General features: G+C 41.6%; 20 protein-coding genes. 4 read left to right on the top strand and 16 right to left on the bottom strand.

Annotated features, from left to right (window positions below; translation table 11 throughout):
* Positions 1–16: 16 nt before the first annotated feature.
* On the bottom strand, positions 17–1,297 hold the full coding sequence (locus FTT77_RS05510) for a D-arabinono-1,4-lactone oxidase (RefSeq protein ID WP_180109055.1): 1,281 nt from the start codon (positions 1,295–1,297) through the stop codon (positions 17–19).
* A 535-nt stretch (positions 1,298–1,832) separates the two neighbouring features.
* Between FTT77_RS05510 and FTT77_RS05505 the strand changes: the two genes are divergently transcribed.
* Positions 1,833–3,473 carry an acyl-CoA synthetase gene (locus FTT77_RS05505; protein WP_180050163.1) on the top strand — a complete coding sequence of 547 codons (1,641 nt, stop codon included), beginning with the start codon at positions 1,833–1,835 and terminating at the stop codon, positions 3,471–3,473.
* Between the two features lie 175 nt (positions 3,474–3,648).
* Here the strand turns inward: FTT77_RS05505 and yjgA are convergent, their stop codons facing one another.
* The 9 genes from yjgA to mazG form a co-directional block, all read right to left on the bottom strand.
* Positions 3,649–4,182: a ribosome biogenesis factor YjgA gene (gene yjgA / locus FTT77_RS05500; RefSeq protein ID WP_078189593.1), complete on the bottom strand. Its 534-nt coding sequence runs from the start codon at positions 4,180–4,182 to the stop codon at positions 3,649–3,651.
* Between the two features lie 2 nt (positions 4,183–4,184).
* Positions 4,185–4,454: an HPr family phosphocarrier protein gene (locus tag FTT77_RS05495; protein WP_067763492.1), complete on the bottom strand. Its 270-nt coding sequence runs from the start codon at positions 4,452–4,454 to the stop codon at positions 4,185–4,187.
* Positions 4,451–5,302, bottom strand: a complete 852-nt coding sequence (rapZ, locus tag FTT77_RS05490; RefSeq protein WP_078189595.1) for an RNase adapter RapZ — start codon at positions 5,300–5,302, stop codon at positions 4,451–4,453. Before rapZ ends, FTT77_RS05495 begins: the two co-directional genes overlap by 4 nt.
* A 22-nt stretch (positions 5,303–5,324) precedes the next feature.
* Entirely contained in the window at positions 5,325–6,173 is an 849-nt protein-coding gene (gene panC / locus FTT77_RS05485) for a pantoate--beta-alanine ligase (RefSeq protein WP_078192648.1), read from the bottom strand.
* A gap of 3 nt (positions 6,174–6,176) precedes the next feature.
* Entirely contained in the window at positions 6,177–6,986 is an 810-nt protein-coding gene (panB, locus tag FTT77_RS05480; RefSeq protein WP_180108993.1) for a 3-methyl-2-oxobutanoate hydroxymethyltransferase, read from the bottom strand.
* 46 nt (positions 6,987–7,032) lie between these two features.
* On the bottom strand, positions 7,033–7,518 hold the full coding sequence (gene folK / locus FTT77_RS05475; RefSeq protein WP_180005386.1) for a 2-amino-4-hydroxy-6-hydroxymethyldihydropteridine diphosphokinase: 486 nt from the start codon (positions 7,516–7,518) through the stop codon (positions 7,033–7,035).
* Complete coding sequence (gene pcnB / locus FTT77_RS05470; protein WP_180059693.1) at positions 7,515–8,984, bottom strand: polynucleotide adenylyltransferase PcnB; 1,470 nt, start codon at positions 8,982–8,984, stop codon at positions 7,515–7,517. Before pcnB ends, folK begins: the two co-directional genes overlap by 4 nt.
* Before the next feature lie 134 nt (positions 8,985–9,118).
* Entirely contained in the window at positions 9,119–9,550 is a 432-nt protein-coding gene (locus tag FTT77_RS05465) for a ComEA family DNA-binding protein (protein ID WP_180108994.1), read from the bottom strand.
* Positions 9,528–10,322, bottom strand: coding sequence for a nucleoside triphosphate pyrophosphohydrolase (gene mazG, locus FTT77_RS05460; RefSeq protein ID WP_180059691.1), 795 nt, complete (start codon positions 10,320–10,322; stop codon positions 9,528–9,530). Before mazG ends, FTT77_RS05465 begins: the two co-directional genes overlap by 23 nt.
* A 104-nt stretch (positions 10,323–10,426) precedes the next feature.
* Here mazG and FTT77_RS05455 point away from each other — a divergent pair, with 104 nt between their 5' ends.
* The gene (locus FTT77_RS05455; protein ID WP_180108995.1) at positions 10,427–11,203 is read left to right on the top strand and encodes an SDR family oxidoreductase; all 777 of its coding nucleotides are present in this window, start codon (positions 10,427–10,429) and stop codon (positions 11,201–11,203) included.
* A gap of 165 nt (positions 11,204–11,368) precedes the next feature.
* A complete protein-coding gene (locus tag FTT77_RS05450) occupies positions 11,369–11,788 on the top strand; it encodes a hypothetical protein (RefSeq protein ID WP_180007221.1) in 420 nt (139 codons plus the stop codon).
* 86 nt (positions 11,789–11,874) lie between these two features.
* Here the strand turns inward: FTT77_RS05450 and FTT77_RS05445 are convergent, their stop codons facing one another.
* A complete protein-coding gene (locus FTT77_RS05445; protein WP_180007220.1) occupies positions 11,875–12,516 on the bottom strand; it encodes a 4'-phosphopantetheinyl transferase superfamily protein in 642 nt (213 codons plus the stop codon).
* Positions 12,517–12,793: 277 nt separating this feature from the next.
* On the opposite strand from FTT77_RS05445, the gene FTT77_RS05440 reads away from it, so the two are divergent.
* On the top strand, positions 12,794–13,363 hold the full coding sequence (locus FTT77_RS05440) for a hypothetical protein (RefSeq protein WP_180050144.1): 570 nt from the start codon (positions 12,794–12,796) through the stop codon (positions 13,361–13,363).
* 74 nt (positions 13,364–13,437) lie between these two features.
* Here FTT77_RS05440 and der read toward each other — a convergent pair whose 3' ends face one another.
* From der to ispG, 5 genes are all read right to left on the bottom strand, one after another.
* Complete coding sequence (gene der, locus FTT77_RS05435) at positions 13,438–14,847, bottom strand: ribosome biogenesis GTPase Der (RefSeq protein WP_078189606.1); 1,410 nt, start codon at positions 14,845–14,847, stop codon at positions 13,438–13,440.
* Positions 14,848–15,020: 173 nt separating this feature from the next.
* Positions 15,021–16,166, bottom strand: coding sequence for an outer membrane protein assembly factor BamB (gene bamB, locus FTT77_RS05430; protein ID WP_078192659.1), 1,146 nt, complete (start codon positions 16,164–16,166; stop codon positions 15,021–15,023).
* Entirely contained in the window at positions 16,163–16,861 is a 699-nt protein-coding gene (locus tag FTT77_RS05425; protein WP_078189608.1) for a tetratricopeptide repeat protein, read from the bottom strand. The genes bamB and FTT77_RS05425 overlap by 4 nt, the downstream gene beginning before the upstream one ends.
* Before the next feature lie 30 nt (positions 16,862–16,891).
* Positions 16,892–18,187, bottom strand: coding sequence for a histidine--tRNA ligase (gene hisS, locus FTT77_RS05420; RefSeq protein WP_180005380.1), 1,296 nt, complete (start codon positions 18,185–18,187; stop codon positions 16,892–16,894).
* A gap of 3 nt (positions 18,188–18,190) precedes the next feature.
* The gene (gene ispG, locus FTT77_RS05415; protein WP_078192661.1) at positions 18,191–19,312 is read right to left on the bottom strand and encodes a flavodoxin-dependent (E)-4-hydroxy-3-methylbut-2-enyl-diphosphate synthase; all 1,122 of its coding nucleotides are present in this window, start codon (positions 19,310–19,312) and stop codon (positions 18,191–18,193) included.
* Positions 19,313–19,323 lie beyond the last annotated feature (11 nt).

Genomic DNA, 19,323 nt, shown 5'->3' with positions numbered 1-19,323 from the left:
TAACCTTCCACGACGCTTATTCAATCAGTAATTGCTGTAGCTCTGGACTGAGCCACTTTTGCTGAGGATCTAATTCTTGTCGAATATTCAAAAAATCTTGCCACTTGGGGTACACATTTTGAAGCTGCCGCGCATTTAGGCTATGCAATTTCCCCCAATGCGGACGCCCGCCATATTTTAAAAAAATCGGCTCCACGAGCTTAAAGATGACTTGATAATCTTGCTTATAGAACTGATGCACCGAAATTGAGGCCGAATCTTGCTGATAAAACGGACTGAGCCAAATATCATCCCCACGTACAAGTCGATATTCTAGCGGGAAAAACATCGGAACCTTATGTCGTCGAAGGGTATGCAAAATTTCTTCTAAACAATTCATCCCGTGTTGCAGCGGAATCTGGTATTCCATCTCATTAAATTTGGTACTTCGAGCAGAAGGAAAAATTCGACTTGACCAGTCTACGTTGATCGAAGGTTTGACAAAAACACCTAATAATTTTTGTAGCCATGGATTCAGTGGTGGAAAAATTCGCGTCAATTCTGCACAAAGTTTGAGTAATACGTCGTCATCTAACCACTGTTCTTTTCGAGGTTGAAGGTTATCTTCCGTCTCATCTAAGGTTTTTAAAATAACCTGATCGGCATGACTAAATGCCCAGAACTCAATATGTCGATGTTCATATTGCCATTGCTGCATATTCTGCAAGACATCTTTCAGCGGACATAATCGCGTTTGTTCTTTGAGTTTATACATCGGTCGGTTTTGCAGCTTTACATGCGTCAGCACGCCTAAACTCCCGAGTGAAACACGCCCTGCTTGGAAAATTTCGCTGTTCTGTTCAGCACTGCATTGTATTAATTCGCCCTGCGCGGTTAATAACTCAAAACCCGTAACCAATGCCGATAAACATGGTAATTCGAGTCCGGTACCATGTGTTCCTGTTGCGATAGCTCCAGCCAAACTTTGACGATCAATATCTCCTTGATTCATCAGTGCTTGATCAAAAGCCGCGAGCTTCTCCCCCAAATCAAATAATCTTGTGCCAGCTTGGACGGTACTTTGGCAGCGTTCAGCATCGATATCTAGAATGCCTTTGAGATGATCTAAACGTACTAAGGTATCTGTAGTTTTTGCCAAAGGGCTAAAAGAATGCCCTGCACCGACCATACGAATCTTGGGATGGGATTGCACTATATCCATTAATTGCTCAAGATTTTGCGGTTGTATAAATGACTTCGGGATCGACTTCTGAGCACCTGACCAATTTTCCCATGCAATGTCGTGTTGAATTGTCATATTCATCCTTGTCGCCATACTTTTTATTGTATTTAGCCGTATTGTTTTATTTTTGATTTCCGCTTTTGCAATGTTAATGCGCAAGCCATCTTGATTTTTTACTTAGATTATACGAAGTTAAGCATCTTCTCAAATTTAAGTTTATTGTTATAAAACAGTAAATAAGCCACGATCAATTAAAGAAAAAATCATTCGTTTATACCCCCACAAAGACTATTCAAGGCGCTCTACATTATTCGTTAAGCATCATTCAAACCGAATCAACAAAGAAGATCACACACGGAAATATCTGCCAAATTAGTATAAAAAACCAACAAACCCTGTATATTTTTCAACTAAATTATTTATGCTAAAAAATCAATTTTGAGAACCACAGGGTTCATTTTCGTCACTTTACTGTTTTTATTTTATTCAATTTCAATAACTTAAAAATTTAGTGTAAATACTCGACTAAAGCATAAATGCAGAGAAGCTACGGACTGAATTATTGTTAAGTTAGATTTAAAACAAATAGACATGGACTTGGAGTACCACGATGGTTAGCGCATACGATGAATTGCCACGGACCCCGGCAAATTTTGTGGCACTTTCGCCTCTACGTTATTTAGAGCGTGCAGCTTATATTTATCCTGATCAGGATGCCATTATCCATGGCAATCGTCATATTTCATGGCGCCAAACGTATAACCGCTGTCGTCAATTTGCACATCAGTTGCAACAATTAGGCATTGGCAAAAACGACACTGTGTCTGTGTTATTACCGAATGTTCCTGCTATGGTTGAAGCACACTTTGCCGTACCAATGGCCGGTGCTGTACTGAATACGCTAAATACACGTCTTGATGCGAAAACCATTGCCTTCATGTTGGAACATGCGGAAACCAAAGTCCTGCTGGTTGACCCTGAATTCACTCAAGTAGCCACAGAAGCTTTAGCTTTAATCGATCAAGACATTTATGTCATTGATGTGGCAGATGCTGAATTTGAAGGTACAGCACAACCGATTGGACAAATCGAATTTGAAGACTGGTTGGCGCAAGGTGATGCCAACTTTGAATGGCACTTACCTCAAGATGAATGGGATGCCATTAGTTTAAGCTATACCTCGGGTACCACAGGGAATCCAAAAGGCGTGGTGTATCATCACCGCGGCGCATATATCAATGCAGCGAGTAACATCATTGCTTGCGGCATGACGCCACGTGCAACGTATCTGTGGACGCTTCCTCTATTCCACTGTAATGGCTGGTGCTTTGCTTGGACAATGGCAGCCAATGGCGGAACCAATATTTGTCTACGTAAAATCGACCCTGAACTGATTTTCAAATTGATTGCAGAACACAAAGTAGATTATTTCTGCGGTGCGCCAATCGTACTTTCAATGATGATCAATACGCCTGAAGAGAAAAAAGCACAATTTGACCATCGCGTTGAAGTGATGGTTGCTGGTGCAGCGCCACCTGCTGCGATTATTGAAGGGATGCGTAATATTGGTATCAATGTCACACATGTTTACGGTTTGACTGAAACCTATGGTCCATCAGCACTTTGCGCATCGCAAGCTGGTTGGTCTGATCTTTCCATTCAAGAACAAGCACAGTTGCATTCTCGCCAAGGTGTGCCATACCCGCTTCAAGATGGCATGAAAGTCATTGATCCTGAAACCATGTTACCTGTTCCGCATGATGGCCAGACCATGGGTGAAATCATGTTCCGTGGCAACATCGTAATGAAAGGCTATTTGAAAAACCCAGAAGCAACGGCTGAAGCCTTTGCCGGTGGCTGGTTCCATACCGGCGACTTAGCAGTCTGCCAACCTGACGGTTATGCCAAAATTACTGACCGCTCTAAAGATGTGATCATTTCAGGGGGTGAAAACATTTCATCGCTCGAAGTAGAAGAAATTCTATATCAACACCCTGCTGTACTGACCGCTGCAGTGGTTGCAAAACCTGACCCTCGTTGGCAAGAAGTGCCTTGTGCCTTTATTGAATTAAAAGCAGGTAAAGAAGCAACGCCTGAAGAACTGATCGAATTCTGTAAGCAGCACCTTGCACGTTTCAAAGTACCTAAAGATGTAGTGATTACCGAAATTCCAAAAACCTCGACAGGTAAACTTCAGAAGTTCGTTCTCCGTGAATGGGCTAAAGAGCGCGCTGTTGGTGAATTTGGTTAATATTAAAACTCAAAAGCCAAGCATGATTTTTTCAATCATTTAAGCAAAAAAAGCGACCTAATCAGGTCGCTTTTTTGATGTGAAGTCTATAACTTCACGTTTTGCTTCAATGATCAGATCATGTTGAATTCTCTGATCATTGAGCTATCTAAGTACCTGGTTATCTAATCATGCATTAGTTATCAGATAATAAAGCCACTTGTTGAATGTAGTTAAACAATTTCAACTTTGACGCAGTCAGTTCTTCTTCGCTTACATTTTTTGCTATATCACGTTGAATACGCAAAATATGCTGACGAATAGGATGATGTTCAGCAGCATTATGTGCTTTCATGAACTCTTTAATGACGGGATCACCTTGGGCAATCATACGTTCAGTCCAGCGTTGAAGCTGCGCTGTTTTTTTCGCACCTTGCTGCGGGGTTAAGTAAGATAAAATCATGGTTTCATCTTCATTACGCAGTAATTTACCTACACGTTGAAACTGACGGCGTCGCGCTTCATGTGAAGTAATGGTTTGTGCATCAAGTAGTGCTTCGATCAGACGCTCTTCTACAGGAAGATTTTTAATCTGTTTAGGATTCAGTTTTGCAAGTTCCTCGCCCAAAGCAGCCATACGTTGTACAGCTTTCTTTTGCTCAGTTTTACTTGCACGTCCTTCTAAGGATTCAAAGTCTTCTTCGGTATAGCGGTTCGGTCGACGTGCCACGTTTAATCTGCCTCGTAAAATTTTGCTGCAAACAGTGCTTGAATTTCAGACAAAGCTTTTTCTTCATCTGCACCTTCAATCACTAAGCGTAAAGTTGTGCCCTTGCCTGCGCCAAGCATCAGCAAAGACATAATATTTTTGGCATCTACTAATTTTCCACCCTTACCAATTTGAATCGACGAGCGAAATTTGGTCGTGACTTCGATTAGCTTGCCAGATGCACGCGCATGTAAACCCAGTTTATTAATTACGTCAACAGTTGTGTCGATCATGACCAGTGCTTCATTTCTCTATGTAGAACCTGAATAGACCATTTTGCCTCAAGTGCTTTTTTTAGTCTATCTACGATATATACCGAACGGTGTTGCCCACCTGTACACCCGATCGACACCGTCATGTAATGACGATGCCCTTCGGCAAATGCCGGCAGCCATTTATCCAAAAAATTATAAATATCTTGGAACATTTCATTGGTTTGTTCACTTTGTTGTAAAAACTGACGAACTGGCTCATCTAATCCTGAATACTTACGCAATTCCATATCCCAGTGTGGATTGGGCAAATGACGGACGTCAAAAACATAATCTGCATCGAGTGGAATACCATGCTTATAGCCAAAAGACTGTAAGATCAAAATTAAATTATCTGCCTGTCCGAGTTTAGACAGCAAGGTATGTTTTAAATCATGTACGCTCTTATCAGTAGTATCAATATGTACTGTCGAGCGTAATTGAATCGGCAACAGTAAAGATTTTTCTTCCTGTATGCACTCATTTAAACTTTTGAAACGACTTGCCAACGGATGGGGACGTCGAGATGAACTGAATCGCGCAATCAATTCCTGATCACGCGTGGTCAAATAAATAATATCGACTGAGCCATGGCGTTGTAGCTGTTGAAAAACCAAATCGAACTCTTGTAAATCTGCACGTGTACTGCGGACATCCACACCCAGTGCCAATTGTTCAAGATTATTTTCTGAATCGAGTTTTTCAACAATTTCGGGGAGTAAGGCCAATGGCAAATTATCGATACAGTAATAGCCCAAATCCTCAAGTATCTGTAATGCAGATGACTTTCCAGATCCAGATTGTCCTGTAACAATTAAAATGCGCTTCATCGCTTGCTACCCCATAGCCGTTTTAAACTGCAGTATATTTAACCTGCATATTATCAATAAGACGTGTTGCGCCTAATTTAGCCGCAATAAACAACACCACGTCTTGATCAAATTCTTCAATTTTCTGTAATTCAGGTGTACGTGCTTCAACATAGTCCACAACAAAACCCGCTGCTGTCAATGTTGCTTTAATATTCGCTAACACATCTGCCAGTTGAGTTCCAGCATGTAATTCTGCCTCAGCCGTTTTCAAGCTTTGGTAAATCGTTGGTGCAATCGCACGATTTTCCGCACTTAAATAACCATTACGTGAGCTCAATGCTAAACCATCTTCGGCACGAGTAATCGGCACACCAATCACTTCTAGTGGAATATTTAAGTCACGTACAAACTGACGAATCACTGCAAGTTGCTGGTAATCTTTTTGCCCAAAGAATGCAAAATTCGGTTGAACAATATTAAAGAGTTTTGTCACAACAACAGCAACACCGTCAAAATGACCCGGACGCTGTTCGCCACACAAATCATTGGTAATGCCGCCCACGCTAATATTGGTTAAGCGCGGTTTGTTGCCATACATTTGTTCAACAGTCGGCGCAAACACGATGTCACAACCCACTTCAGCCAATAAGTGCTGATCTTGTTCCAAAGTGCGTGGATAGTTGTCAAAGTCTTCATTTGGACCAAACTGAATTGGGTTAACGAAAATACTCACCACCACGACATCACACAGTTTACGTGCTTCACGAACTAAATTGAGGTGACCTTCATGCAAGTTCCCCATCGTTGGTACAAAACCAATGATTTTACGCGCAGCACGTGCTGGATTTAGCGATGCACTTAAACCTTGAATCGTTGTTTCAGTTTTCATGTCTTACAGCTCAATTTGGAATGTATGTTCTTTGGCAGGGAAGCTACCATCTAGTACGGCAGCATGATACGCCTTAAACGCATCCACAATTGCCGTTTCCCCTGCTTGCTCTTTCATAAAGTTGCGAACAAATTTCGCCACGTGACTAAACGTCAGTCCCAGCATATCTTGTTGAACCAAGACTTGAGCATCCGTTTCTGCACCGGCACCGATCCCAATCACAGGTGTATTTGGGAATAATTCACTAATTTCTTTACCCACTTGGGCAGGAACACATTCCAAAAGTAAAAGTGCTGCACCTGCATCAACCACAGCTTTACAATCTGCAATGAGTTGATCCGCAGTTTCGCGTGTACGTGCTTGCACTTTATAACCGCCAAACACATGAACCGATTGCGGAGTTAACCCTAAATGCACACACACTGGAATACCATTACGGGTCAATACTTCAACTGTTTCTGACAACCATGCGCCACCTTCCAATTTGACCATCTGTGCGCCTGCTTGCATCACAGTCTTTGAATTCACCAAAGCGTCATTCAAAGTGGCATAGGTCATAAATGGCAAATCAGTCAAAATAAACGCATGTTTATTGCCACGACGCACTGCTGCAGTGTGATATACCATATCTTCAACAGTGACAGGTAAAGTTGAGTCATTCCCTTGAATGGTCATCCCCAATGAATCACCAATCAGAATACTATCGACTTCAGCAACTTCCATTGCTTTTGCCATGCTCGCATCATAGCAAGTCAGGCAGGAGAATTTGCGGCCTTCCGCTTTAAATTTTTTCAAGTCACTTAGACTAATCATTTCAATATTCCTCAGATGACGGCTTTCTCAAGTGGTCATACAAAAATTAAAGATGGGCCCAGTTTCCTGCATCCAATACAGTTAAATTTGGATTATTCAAAATAGGTAAATCTTTTAATGGTTGTCCTTTAATCTGTAGATTCTCATCTAAATCCAACAAAGGTTTCAACACAAAATCACGTTCTAAAACACCAACATGAGGCACCGTCAAACGTTCATTTTGAATGTGCTGTTCACCATAAATCAGTAAATCTAAATCCAGTGTACGCTCCCCCCAATGACGTAGGCGTACACGCCCCGACTCTTGTTCAAAGCGTTGCAATTCATCCAACAAGGCCAAAGGTGCTAGATCCGTTTCTAATGCAACCGCTGCATTTAAATAATTCGGCTGATCTTGTGGACCCATTGGCGGACTTTGGTACAGTTGTGAGACTTTCACTGTACCGAGTGTCGCAAGTTTATGCACCGCTTCACTGAGGATCTGTAGAGAATCACCTAAATTACTGCCTAAACCAATATATGTCAGCGTCATTGTGTTGGCCCAAAAATAACCTGAGTCAAATCTCGTTTCACACGTTTACGTTTTAAAATCGGATGATCTGCACCAATTTCACCACTGGCTGACGCTGCCACGATTGACACTGTCGCTGGACTGTTGGCATGTGATTTAGGCTTACGTTGACGGCGACTTCTGCTTTCTGGTTCATTCACCAGCGGTTCAATTTCAACTTGCTGATGTGCAGAAGTTTTGGCTTCCACATCTTCATGCGCCGCTTTACGACGACTCTTGGCACGTTGACGATTGTATTGGCTAATTGCCAGTTCTTTTTCGTCAGTGCTCATCTGCTGATAAGCATCCCACCACTGGCCCATACCTTGCGTGCTTATATCGCCCGATTTTTCACGCAGCAGCAGAAAGTCAAAGCCTGCACGGAAACGTGCATGACCTGAAAGTGCTTCAATTTGCTGTGGTTTTGGATTCAGCAAACGGGTTTGCATTTCCCAAACTTCACGAATAAATGTTTCGGCAAAGCGTGGAATAATGGTTCGTGTAGCCTGACGTTTCAATACATCTAAGCCTGCTTGAGCACGTGCTTCAGCAGGAACAACACCTTTATTTAGATAGAACGTACAACGCTCTTGGAACGGAATCCACAATAACACGGCATAGAAAAATGCAGGGTTAATGGTTTTCCCAATCGAAATACGTTGATCGGTATTTTTTGCAGCCAACTCAATAAATGGGGTTACGACTGGTTTGATATCTGCAAATAATTGATACCAAATACCAAAATCGATCAGCATCGGTAAGACGCGATTGAGATGCCCCATAGTAAAGAGTTTTTGTGACTCGTCGTATAAACGATGTGGAGACACATCACGCAGCAATTGAGTAAGTTCTGGAGTAAAGACATCCAGAATTTTTTGATCAATATTAAAGTTTAATTTGGCTGCAAAACGTAAAGTCCGAAGCATCCGCACAGGATCTTCTTCAAAACGTAATTGTGGATCACCCAATAAACGCAACGTTTTATGCTTAATGTCATCTACTGCATGACAAAAATCTAGCACTTCACCTTTGCGTGGTTGGTAATACATTGCATTGATCGAGAAGTCACGACGTGCAAAGTCTTGCTCAATCGTACCCCAATTATTATCACGTAAAATCATGCCCGCAGCAGAAGTCACGGCTTTTTTAGGCGGCGCACGGAAGGTCGCAACTTCGATCAGTTCACGTCCTGAGTAGACATGCGCCAGCTCAAAACGACGACCAATAATTCGGCAACGTCGCCCGAAGACTTCTTTCACCTGAGCTGGTGTCGCATTAGTTACGGCATCAAAATCTTTAGGTGCATGACCCAACATTAGGTCACGGACACCGCCACCCACGATATAAGCTTCATAGCCTGCCTTAGTTAAGGCATCAATCACATCTAAAATGGAAGAAGGTAATTGTGTGGTTGATAAACCACATTTGGACGCGCGCAAAGTTTGCAAAAGACGCTGTCTCCTACGTCTGAACGTAAAATTCTTAAGATGTCGCTAATGATATCTCTAACACAATCAAAGGGCAATTTGATTATCTCGATGCTCAAGCTGAGCTTAACCTAATTCTTTTTTTTACACTTCACTTAAAGTGCCAATTTTGCTTTATTTTTAGCAAACAGCGCAGGACCGATTCCCTTAACCTGTTGAATATCATCAATGCTTTTAAATAAGCCATTACTTTTACGATATTGCACAATGGCTTCTGCTTTTTTCTGACCAATCCCATGTAATGTTTGCAGTTCATCGACTGAGGCTGTATTTAAGCGTACCTGATCTGATCGGCTATTTTGCTGAGTGCTGGGTCGTGACAAATAATAGTTGGTATTGCTCGGTGCAGTTGTCGCTTTGGACTTCGAGGCCTCAGATTGCTTTTTTAATTGCTGATCTTGAGCTTGCTGCATGGCTTTCCATTCCGCGTAGCCCGAAGGGCTTTGAGCATAAGTCAAATCTGCCATTAAACCCAAAACCAAGACAAGTAGTTGCGTAAAGTATTTATTCTTTAGGATGCGGTACATATTTAGCCTGTTGTTTTAATTGTTGTTTTGCCTGTTCCCACAACTGATCCATTTCAGTCAGAGACAGGTCTTCTACATGTTTTTGTTGTAATGTGGCTTGTGCTTCAATATAAGCAAAGCGGCTTCTAAATTTATGAATGGTACTTAAAAGTGCCATCTCACTTGAGATGCCAATCTTACGTCCAACATTCACCAGAGAAAATAAGCAATCACCAAATTCATCAAATATTTCGTCGGATTTTTTGCCTGCCAAAGCCTCTTTTAATTCCCCCAGCTCTTCCTCAAGCTTGCCATAAGCCCCTTCAATATCTGGAAAATCAAAGCCAATTTTCGCCACATTTTTTTGGATTTCATCTGCTTGGCTTAATGCAGGAGCATGTTTAACTTCATCTAATCTAGATACTGATTTCCCTGCTTTTTCTTGTTGTTTAATCTGTTTCCATAGTGTTGCCACATCATCCGCATTGAGTGCTGAGAATTGCTCTGCCTGAAACACATGGGGATGACGGCGAATTAATTTATCTGTAATGGCTTGCACCACATCTTGAAAATCAAATGCGCCTTGTTCGCTATACATCTGCGACTGAAAAACCACTTGTAGTAATAAATCCCCCAGTTCATCTCGTACATCATCACTCTGACCTGAACGAACTGCCGCTTCAACTTCATAGGCTTCTTCGATGGCATAACGAGTCAAACTTTCTGGGGTTTGCTTTTGATCCCATGGACATTTTTCACGTAATTCTTTCATCACTGCTAATAATTGTTCCATGTGAACTCCAGCTATTTACTCATCAGTACATTGTTTCGATTACAGAATTTGATATGCTCAAAATTCACTCAAGGAATGAGCAACTCAATTCAGGGAAGCATAACATGCAAAGTATTTTTATTAGCGGTGCAGGACAAGGGATTGGCGCAGCAATTGCGCGACTGTTCATACAACAAGGATATAAAGTTGGGCTCTACGACATTAACCAATCTCAAGTTACCTCCTTAGCTGCCGAACTCGGTAGCCATGCCAAAGCTGGACATTTAGATGTAACACAACCAGAGCAATGGCAAAGCGCTTTAGCTGAATTTGTTGCATGGGCAGGTCAGCTGAATATCTTAGTCAATAATGCCGGAATTCTGCATTCAGGCAGCTTTGAACATACGGAACTGTCTGCACACCACCGAACAATTGATATCAATGTCAAAGGGGTGATAAACGGTTGCTATGCGGCATTCCCCTATTTACAACAAAGCAATTTTGCTCGTGTGATTAACCTCTCTTCAGCTTCAGCAATTTATGGACAAGCTGATTTAGCCAGTTATGCCACATCTAAATTTGCTGTACGTGGGTTCACTGAAAGCTTGGATATTGAATGGCAAAAATACAATATTCGCGTTTTAGATGTGATGCCTTTATTTGTTCAAACCGCGATGGTGCAAGACATGGATGCCCAAAGCATTAAGAAAATGGGCATCAATCTTCAACCGAGCGATGTCGCTCAGCAAATTTATGCCTTGGTACAAAAAAAGGATACGGTCTTAATGGCCACACATACACCTGTGGGGATGAAAGCTAAATTTTTGTTTAATTTATCGAAGTTTAGCCCGCAATTTGTCAACCGCTTAAGTAATATTTGGATTGCACAAAAACACAAATAGTAACGTGTTACTAATCATTTAATTTTGCAATCATATTTGTACGCAAATTACACAAAGTTACACAATTGTCACATTTTAACAGGACAAAATTCCTTTTTTTGAATAATATTCACCCGCCCATTACTTTCGGGCGTTTATTTTCTAACAATAAAAGTGAATTATTTCATGAAAAAATTACTTGTTCTTGCAACTGTTACTTCTATTTCAATTTCTGCTTTTGCTACAACTCAATTCGCATCTTCAGAATTAAAAGCGATGGATTGTGCAACTCTTGCTGTTGAAAAAGCGAATGCTAAGCGCTCTTTAGAAGCTGCTGACAAAAACATTGCAAACATCCAAGCATCTGCTCAAGCGCCAGGCAAATCATTGAGCAAATTTGCTGGTTTAGCGGGTGGCGCTCTTGCTGCTTTCGGTGGTAACTCTGAAAAAGCTGCTCGTGCAGGCAACATTGCAAACAGCTTGGCTGGTGAGCAAGATACTTCAGAAGCAGGCAACCTTGAACTTCAACAAGCAAACAAATCTGCTGCTCAAGCAAACATCGACAATATTGGTATCTACCAAGGTTCTAAAAAATGCAAAATCTAATCTAAAGCCAGTTTAGATTAATTTAAAAAAAAGCCCTGTTCAGCCAGAACAGGGCTTTTTTCATGATGATTTTATTTCATACCGATTTATAAGACATTCAACTCAATATTAGGCAAATGAAAGCCTCGGCAAGATTGTTCACTTTGCCATGCCACCGTCAACATGACATGCGGCAGTTGAATATTCTGATAAGCAAAAGTGCCAATTGCGGGATGGCTACACATCCCACCATTCTGCTCAGGATGACACTGTGTATTCAGTTCATTCAGGTTCACTCGAATCCCTAAACCTGACGCTTTAAGTACCGCCTCTTTGGTGGTCCAAACTTTAAACCAAAAATCAGGATCATGCTCACAACTGTCCCAATTGAGCAATTCTTCGGGATGAAAGCTGTGTTGAGCCATCGCATCAAAACGAACTTTTCGATTTAAATCCTCAATATCCACACCAATATTGGCGATTTTTTCACTGCTGGCCAAAACATAATGCTGCTGGCTATGACTATGATTAAAATGAAAGTGTGGAAAATCAGGAAGAAAAGGCTTACCAAATGCAGACTTTGAAAAATCTGAATTTTCAACTGACCTATTTAGCCGCTGCGCAAGTAATTGATTGCGATATTGGTAAATGGCTTGTTTACGCACGGCAATTACCTCTTGACGACTCAAGCCATGCGGCTCCACAAAGAAGTCAGTAATTGCACTATATTCAAGCTGAATTTTCGCCATAAGTTGTTGATCCAATATCTTTTACACTACGTCCATGACGCTATATTTTATGCGACACTCCGACACAAAATACACCACATTACAGATGAGCGCATCGGTCCTTTGACTCGTCGAGATTTTAAAACTCAGTTTAAAAATATTTCTAACCACTTAAGAAATACTTAATATTATAAATATATTCAAATACTTAAGTATAATAAATATTTCAAATACATCTTCAATTAGATAAAATACTCTAGATTCTTATAACTTTAATTTAAAACTCGGGGTAAACCAGATGCTAAGAAAAATCACCTTAATCAGTTCACTTTGTGTCCTACCATGTTTCGCTCAAGCAGGTTTATTGGATGCGGCCGTTGCAGTGATGGGTGCCAAAAATGGCGCGATCATGGACCAAGCTGAAGCACGTATGAATCAAAGCCGTCAAGAAGCTGCCTATGCCGTAGCTCAAGCAGACCGTGGCTATGCCTCAAATTTCAATCAAGCTAGCCAAACCAACAATAGTGTTTATAGTACCAGTTATTTAAAAACCTTAGATTGCACTGACCTGAGCGTTGAGCGTAAAACCTTTGAACGTACTTTAGAAGCATCGCAACTGGCATTAAGCCAAGCGTCTGCACAGCAAAATAATCAAGTTTCAAAATGGGCAGGTCTTGCTGGCAACGCGCTATCCGCATTTTCAGGTCAATCTGAAACAGCGGCGCGTATGGGACAATTTGCTACAGCTTTTTCTGGCAATAAAAATACACAACAGGATAGCAGCAGCGCACAGCAATCCATGGAAGTTGCTCAAGCCAACCTGGATAATATTGATATTTACCGCCAAGCTAAAAAGTGCAAAAACTAATTTCTACATCTTTTTAGATAAATAAAGTGAAAAAAAAGCCTGCATATCTGCAGGCTTTTTTTGTTCATCTAAACTTAGCGTTTGAATTTCTTTTCCGCTTTTTTGAACTTCTGAACATAACGACGTTTACGTGCCGCCGTACGCTCATCGATTTGCGACTTACGACCTTCAAATGGGTTATCAGAGGTTTTAAATTCAATTTTGACTGGCGTACCTTCAAGTTTATAAACTTTACGAAACACGTTTTCTAGGTAACGACGATAGTCATTTGGCGTTTTATCAACTTTGTTACCATGAATCACAATCGTCGGTGGATTTTGTCCGCCCATATGCGCATAACGCATTTTGATACGACGACCTTGAACCATTGGTGGTTGGTGCGCATCAGTTGCATCATTCAAGATTTGAGTGATTTTCGCAGGTGATACTTTCAAATGAGAAGAATCATAAGCACGGTGGATCGATGGATAAAGATCACCAACACCTGTACCGTGAAGTGCAGAAATTAAGTGAATTTTTGCCCATGGAATAAAGTCAAAACGACGTTCAACATCTAATTTACACTGTTTACGGTCATAGTCAGACATGTTGTCCCATTTGTTGATGGCAATCACCATCGCACGGCCTGCTTCAAGCGCATAACCGATCAAATGCAAGTCTTGCTCAACGATCCCTTCACGTGCATCGACAACAATAACCACAACATGCGCATCTTTCATCGCTTGTAAAGTTTTCACAATCGAGAATTTCTCGATCATTTCGTCCACTTTACCTTTACGACGTACACCCGCAGTATCGATTAATGTGTATTTACGGCCATCACGTTCAAATGGGATATAAATCGAGTCACGTGTAGTACCTGGTTGGTCAAATGCAACCACACGGTCTTCACCCAACAAACGGTTCACTAGAGTCGATTTACCCACGTTTGGACGACCAATAATCGCTAAACGTAAGCCTGTGTCTTTATCGTGTTGTTCTTCACTTTCATCTTCAGGCACTTCAGCTAACACTTCTTCAAGCATTTGCTGAACACCACGACCATGGCTGGCAGCCACTTGAAGTGGTTCACCCATACCCAATTTGAAGAATTCAACTAAAGCTGCTTCGGCATGTACACCATCAACTTTGTTGGCAACAAGATAAACTTTTTTACCTAGCGTACGTAAGTCACGTGCAATTTGCTCATCAGATGCCAATAGGCCTGCGCGCGCATCGACCACGAAGACAATAATATCTGCTTCATTAATGGCAGTTTTTGACTGTTCTGCCATGTACGAGTCGATACCGCCCTCAGTTTCGCCAATACCCCCAGTATCAACGACGATAAAGGATTTATTTTGATAAGTCGCGTCACCATACTTACGGTCACGAGTCAGACCGGCAAAGTCAGCAACGAGAGCATCACGGCTCTTGGTTATCTGGTTAAACAACGTTGATTTTCCGACGTTCGGACGACCAATGAGCGCAATTACGGGTTTCATAGATTAACCTTTATTCCAGATCAGCCAGTTTGGTCTGGTCTGAACATCAGAAAGCTTAGGAAGAATGGAAATAGGATAAATGCCTAAAATAAATAAAAACACGGGGCATTGATGATTCAATCCCCCGCGTTAAAAATACGGTTTGGCTTATTTTAACATAAGCCGCAGAAAAATTAACGGTTCTGCCAAATGCTTAATGCACCCTTACGTGTCGACACATATAATTGGTTGTCAATTACACGTAGTGAACGTACTTCACCACTGGTTTTAGAACGACCAACCAACTCGCCTGTCGCTGGGTTGATTAAGTGAAGTACCCCATCCAGATCACCAACCACAAGGTCTTGACCTAACATCACTGGGTTACTCAAATTACGATTAAGCAATTGGTCATTTTCCCACAATGTTTGACCAGTGGTAATTTCATAAGCCACAATTTTACCATCAGTTTGTGCCACAAAGACACCATTGCCCGCAACTTCAGGACGCTGAATGCTGCTCGCATCATTGCTCCAGATCACTTGTTGTGAGGCAAGATCAAGCGCTGTCACTTGGCCTTGATAACTGGTGGTAATTAAAAATTGACCTGCTACAGTCGGTTCACCGTCAATATCAATGAGACGTTGTACATCTGAACGACCGTCTGACACTGCAACACGACGCTGCATTTTCGGAATACCGCTCAATGCATCAATCACATAGATATAGGCATTTGAAGAAGCGATGAGAACATGACGTGCATCAAGTGATACCGGTGCTGCCATACCACGTAAACTAAATTGCACATTTGGCAAGTTATAGGTCCAAGTTTGTTGACCCGTTGCCACATCGTTTGCGTATACCGTACCATCGTTGGTGACTGAAATAACGCGACCTGCTTGAATCAACGACGGTGAAAGTAACGCGCCGGTTAATTGCGCCGTCCACTTTTGCTCACCTGTTGCCTGATCCAATGCAAATAATTGACCTTTTGCATTACCGACAACCACAATACCGTCAGCAGCTTCTACACCTGCAGTCAAACCTTGTTTAGAGATTTTCTTCTGCCATAAACGCTCTTTGCCTTTGTAGGCTTGAACTTCACCGTTAGGATTTACGCTAAAAACAACGCCGTTATCTGCATCCATACGTAAACGCAGTGGATCTGCTTCTTCAGTTGAAGCCACACTGTTTGAAAATACAGGTGCTAAAGTTTTTGCCTGTTCCAATTTTGGTAAAGGATTTGGTTTTACTTTTTCTACTTTTCCTTTATTTGCACAACCAGCCAAAGCAAGTGTTAAAACTGTCAGCGCACAGGTAATTTTGTATTTTCTATTCATTCAGTTGCTTCCACTTGTGTATCTATAATCGGACGTTCAATTTCAGGATCATCAACTAAAACGCCTACACTTTCGAGTTTAATTTGTAAAATTTGACGTTCTTCTTGTCGCTCAACCAAAGCATCCCATGCACTTTGATAAACTTTCTTTGCATTTTCGATATCATTTTTCGCAACATAGACATCGCCACGGGCTTCATCTGCAGTTGCTTGAAAAGCAGGTTCTTTAACCGCTTCTAAAGTTTTTAATGCTTCATCAAATTTCTTTTGTGCCAATTGTGCATACGCCAAACGTAATTTCACCAATTGAACTAAGCCTGCATCATCAACTTTTGAATTTTCAACTTTTTTCAAAGCTTTTTCAGCGTTGGCATAATCCGCTTTATCATACGCCAATTTTGCCATAAGCAACTGAGTTTGGATGGCTTGTGGCGAATCTGGCGCTTCTTTTACAATTTTATCTGCAGTCGCAGAAAGTTGTGTAAAAGCGTCACCCGTCGCCGACTGAGCATCATCCATTAACTGCTGGACTTTGGCTGTTTGCATTTGCGATTCAGCCAAAGTTTTCTTCTGCCAGTATTCCCATCCGAAAAAGGCAATCAACGCAATTAAAATGCCGCTAACAATGGCAGAGCCATATTTTTTAGCAAACGATTTTAAATTATCAAGTTGTTCTTCTTCACTCAATGCGCTCATGAAATTACCTTTTTCCTTATGTTATAGGGATTATTTTGAAGAAATTTTTTCGATAATGAAGGCAACAAAGTCTGCCACATTCACTTCGTGTTGTTCTGCAATCGCTAGCTCTTTTACCAGCACTTGCCCTGCTGCTTGCTCACGTTCACCGTAAATCACAGCAAATAAAGCACCCGATTGGTCAGCTTTTTTCATTTGCGATTTCATTGAACCTTGTGAACCAACTTTTAAGCGAATGTTGCTACCCGCCGCTTCAAGTTGATCACGAATTTGTTCAGCAAGTACCAACGCTTTACCTTGAGTTGCAGGATCTGAAACCAAGAATAGCTCACAGTCACGCACAGGGGTATTATCTTCCACTTGTTCAAGTAGAAGAAGCAAACGCTCCATACCCATTGCAAAACCAACAGCAGGCACCGACTGGTCTGCTTTACCTTTAAGCTGACCGACTAAACCGTCATAACGACCACCAGCACATACCGTTCCTTGAGAACCTAAGTGTGTAGTTGTCCATTCAAAGACCGTTTTATTGTAGTAGTCGAGACCACGAACCAATTTTTGATTGATCACAAAACCAACACCAGCATCAGTCAAATACTGCTGCAATTGAGCAAAGTGAGCCAACGTTTCTTCACCCATAAAGTCGTGAAGTTTTGGCGCATTTTCCAAAATGCTTTGTGTTTTTGCATCTTTAGAATCCAAAATACGCAGTGGATTCGTGGTTAGACGACGCTGTGAATCTTCATCTAAGTCATTTTTATGTGACTCTAAGAATTCAACCAATGCTGCACGATAAGCTGCACGTTCATCAGACTCACCTAAAGTATTGAGTTCTAATTGAACTTTATCTGCAACGCCCATGCGTTTCCACAAACGCGCAGTCATTAAAATCAATTCTGCATCTTGATCTGGTGTTGCAACACCAAAAGTTTCTACGCCAAATTGATGGAACTGACGGTAGCGACCTTTTTGTGGTTTTTCATAGCGGAACATTGGGCCGACATACCATACACGCGGTGTAGCACCACGAAGTAAGTTATGTTCAAGCATTGCACGTACACACCCTGCTGTTCCTTCTGGACGCAAAGTCAAAGACTCAGGCGGATTACCTTTATCTAGGAATGTGTACATTTCTTTTTCAACGATATCCGTTGCATCACCAATAGAACGTTTGAACAGATGAGTCTGCTCCACAATCGGCAAGCGAATTTGCTGATAACCATAAGCATCCATCAGGCTTGATAGATGCTGTTCTAGACGTCTCCATGCAGGACTTTGCGTAGGGAGAATGTCATTAAAACCTTTGATTGCGACGATTGAACTCATGATCTACTCAGAAAAACTTGTGCGAATAATCTCTTTAGCTTTAGCGTCTTCAAGATCGCTAACACGTTGACGAACCATCGCTTCGATTTCGTCAACCAACTGATTTGTGTCAATTAAATGGCTCTTTTCGCCATTACGATACACCAGTGAACGCGGACTTGCACCTACTACACCAATATCGGCTTCTTTGGCTTCACCCGGACCATTTACTTTACAACCAATCACCGATACATCCATTGGGGTACGAATATCTTCTAAACGCTCTTCCAATGTTTGCATGACTTTGATGACATTAAATTCTTGGCGCGAACAACTTGGGCATGCAATAAAGTTAATGCCGTTTGAACGTAAGCCCAATGATTTTAAAATATCAAAGCCAATTTTGATTTCTTCTTCAGGCTCTGCGGCCAATGAAATACGCATGGTGTCACCAATGCCTTCCATCAACAAACCGCCTAAAGCGATAGCAGATTTGACTGAACCCGTGCGGTAGACACCTGCTTCAGTCACACCTAAGTGTAATGGGTTATCAATTTGTTTAGATAACAAACGGTAAGCATCCATAGTCAGGAATACATTCGATGCTTTGACTGACACTTTAAATTCATGGAAATTTAAACGGTCTAAAATATCAATATGGCGCATTGCAGATTCAAGCAAGGCCTGACCTGTAGGCTCACCATATTTCTTTTGAATATCTTTTTCCAGTGAACCGGCATTGACACCAATACGCATAGAGATGTCATTATGTTGTGCAGCAGCTACCACTTCACGAATTTTAGCTTCTGAGCCAATATTACCCGGGTTAATACGCAAACAATCTGCACCAAGGTCTGCAACACGTAAAGCAATTTTATAATCAAAGTGAATATCGGCAACCAATGGCACTTGCACACGTTTACGAATTTCACCAAAAGCTTCAGCAGCTTCCATACTCGGTACAGAAACACGCATGATGTCCGCACCGACGTCTACACAGCGCTGAATTTGTGCCACGGTCGCTTCGACATCACAGGTTTCAGTATTGGTCATACTTTGGATGCTGATCGGCGCATCACCACCGACATACACCGAACCTACTTTAATTTTACGCGTTGGACGGCGCTTAATTGGATTTTCAATCATTGTTCAGTCTG

It is taken from the genome of Acinetobacter sp. YH01010, assembly GCF_013420775.1.
Taxonomy (GTDB): domain Bacteria; phylum Pseudomonadota; class Gammaproteobacteria; order Pseudomonadales; family Moraxellaceae; genus Acinetobacter; species Acinetobacter amyesii.
This window is presented reverse-complemented; position numbering and strand designations above follow the sequence as displayed.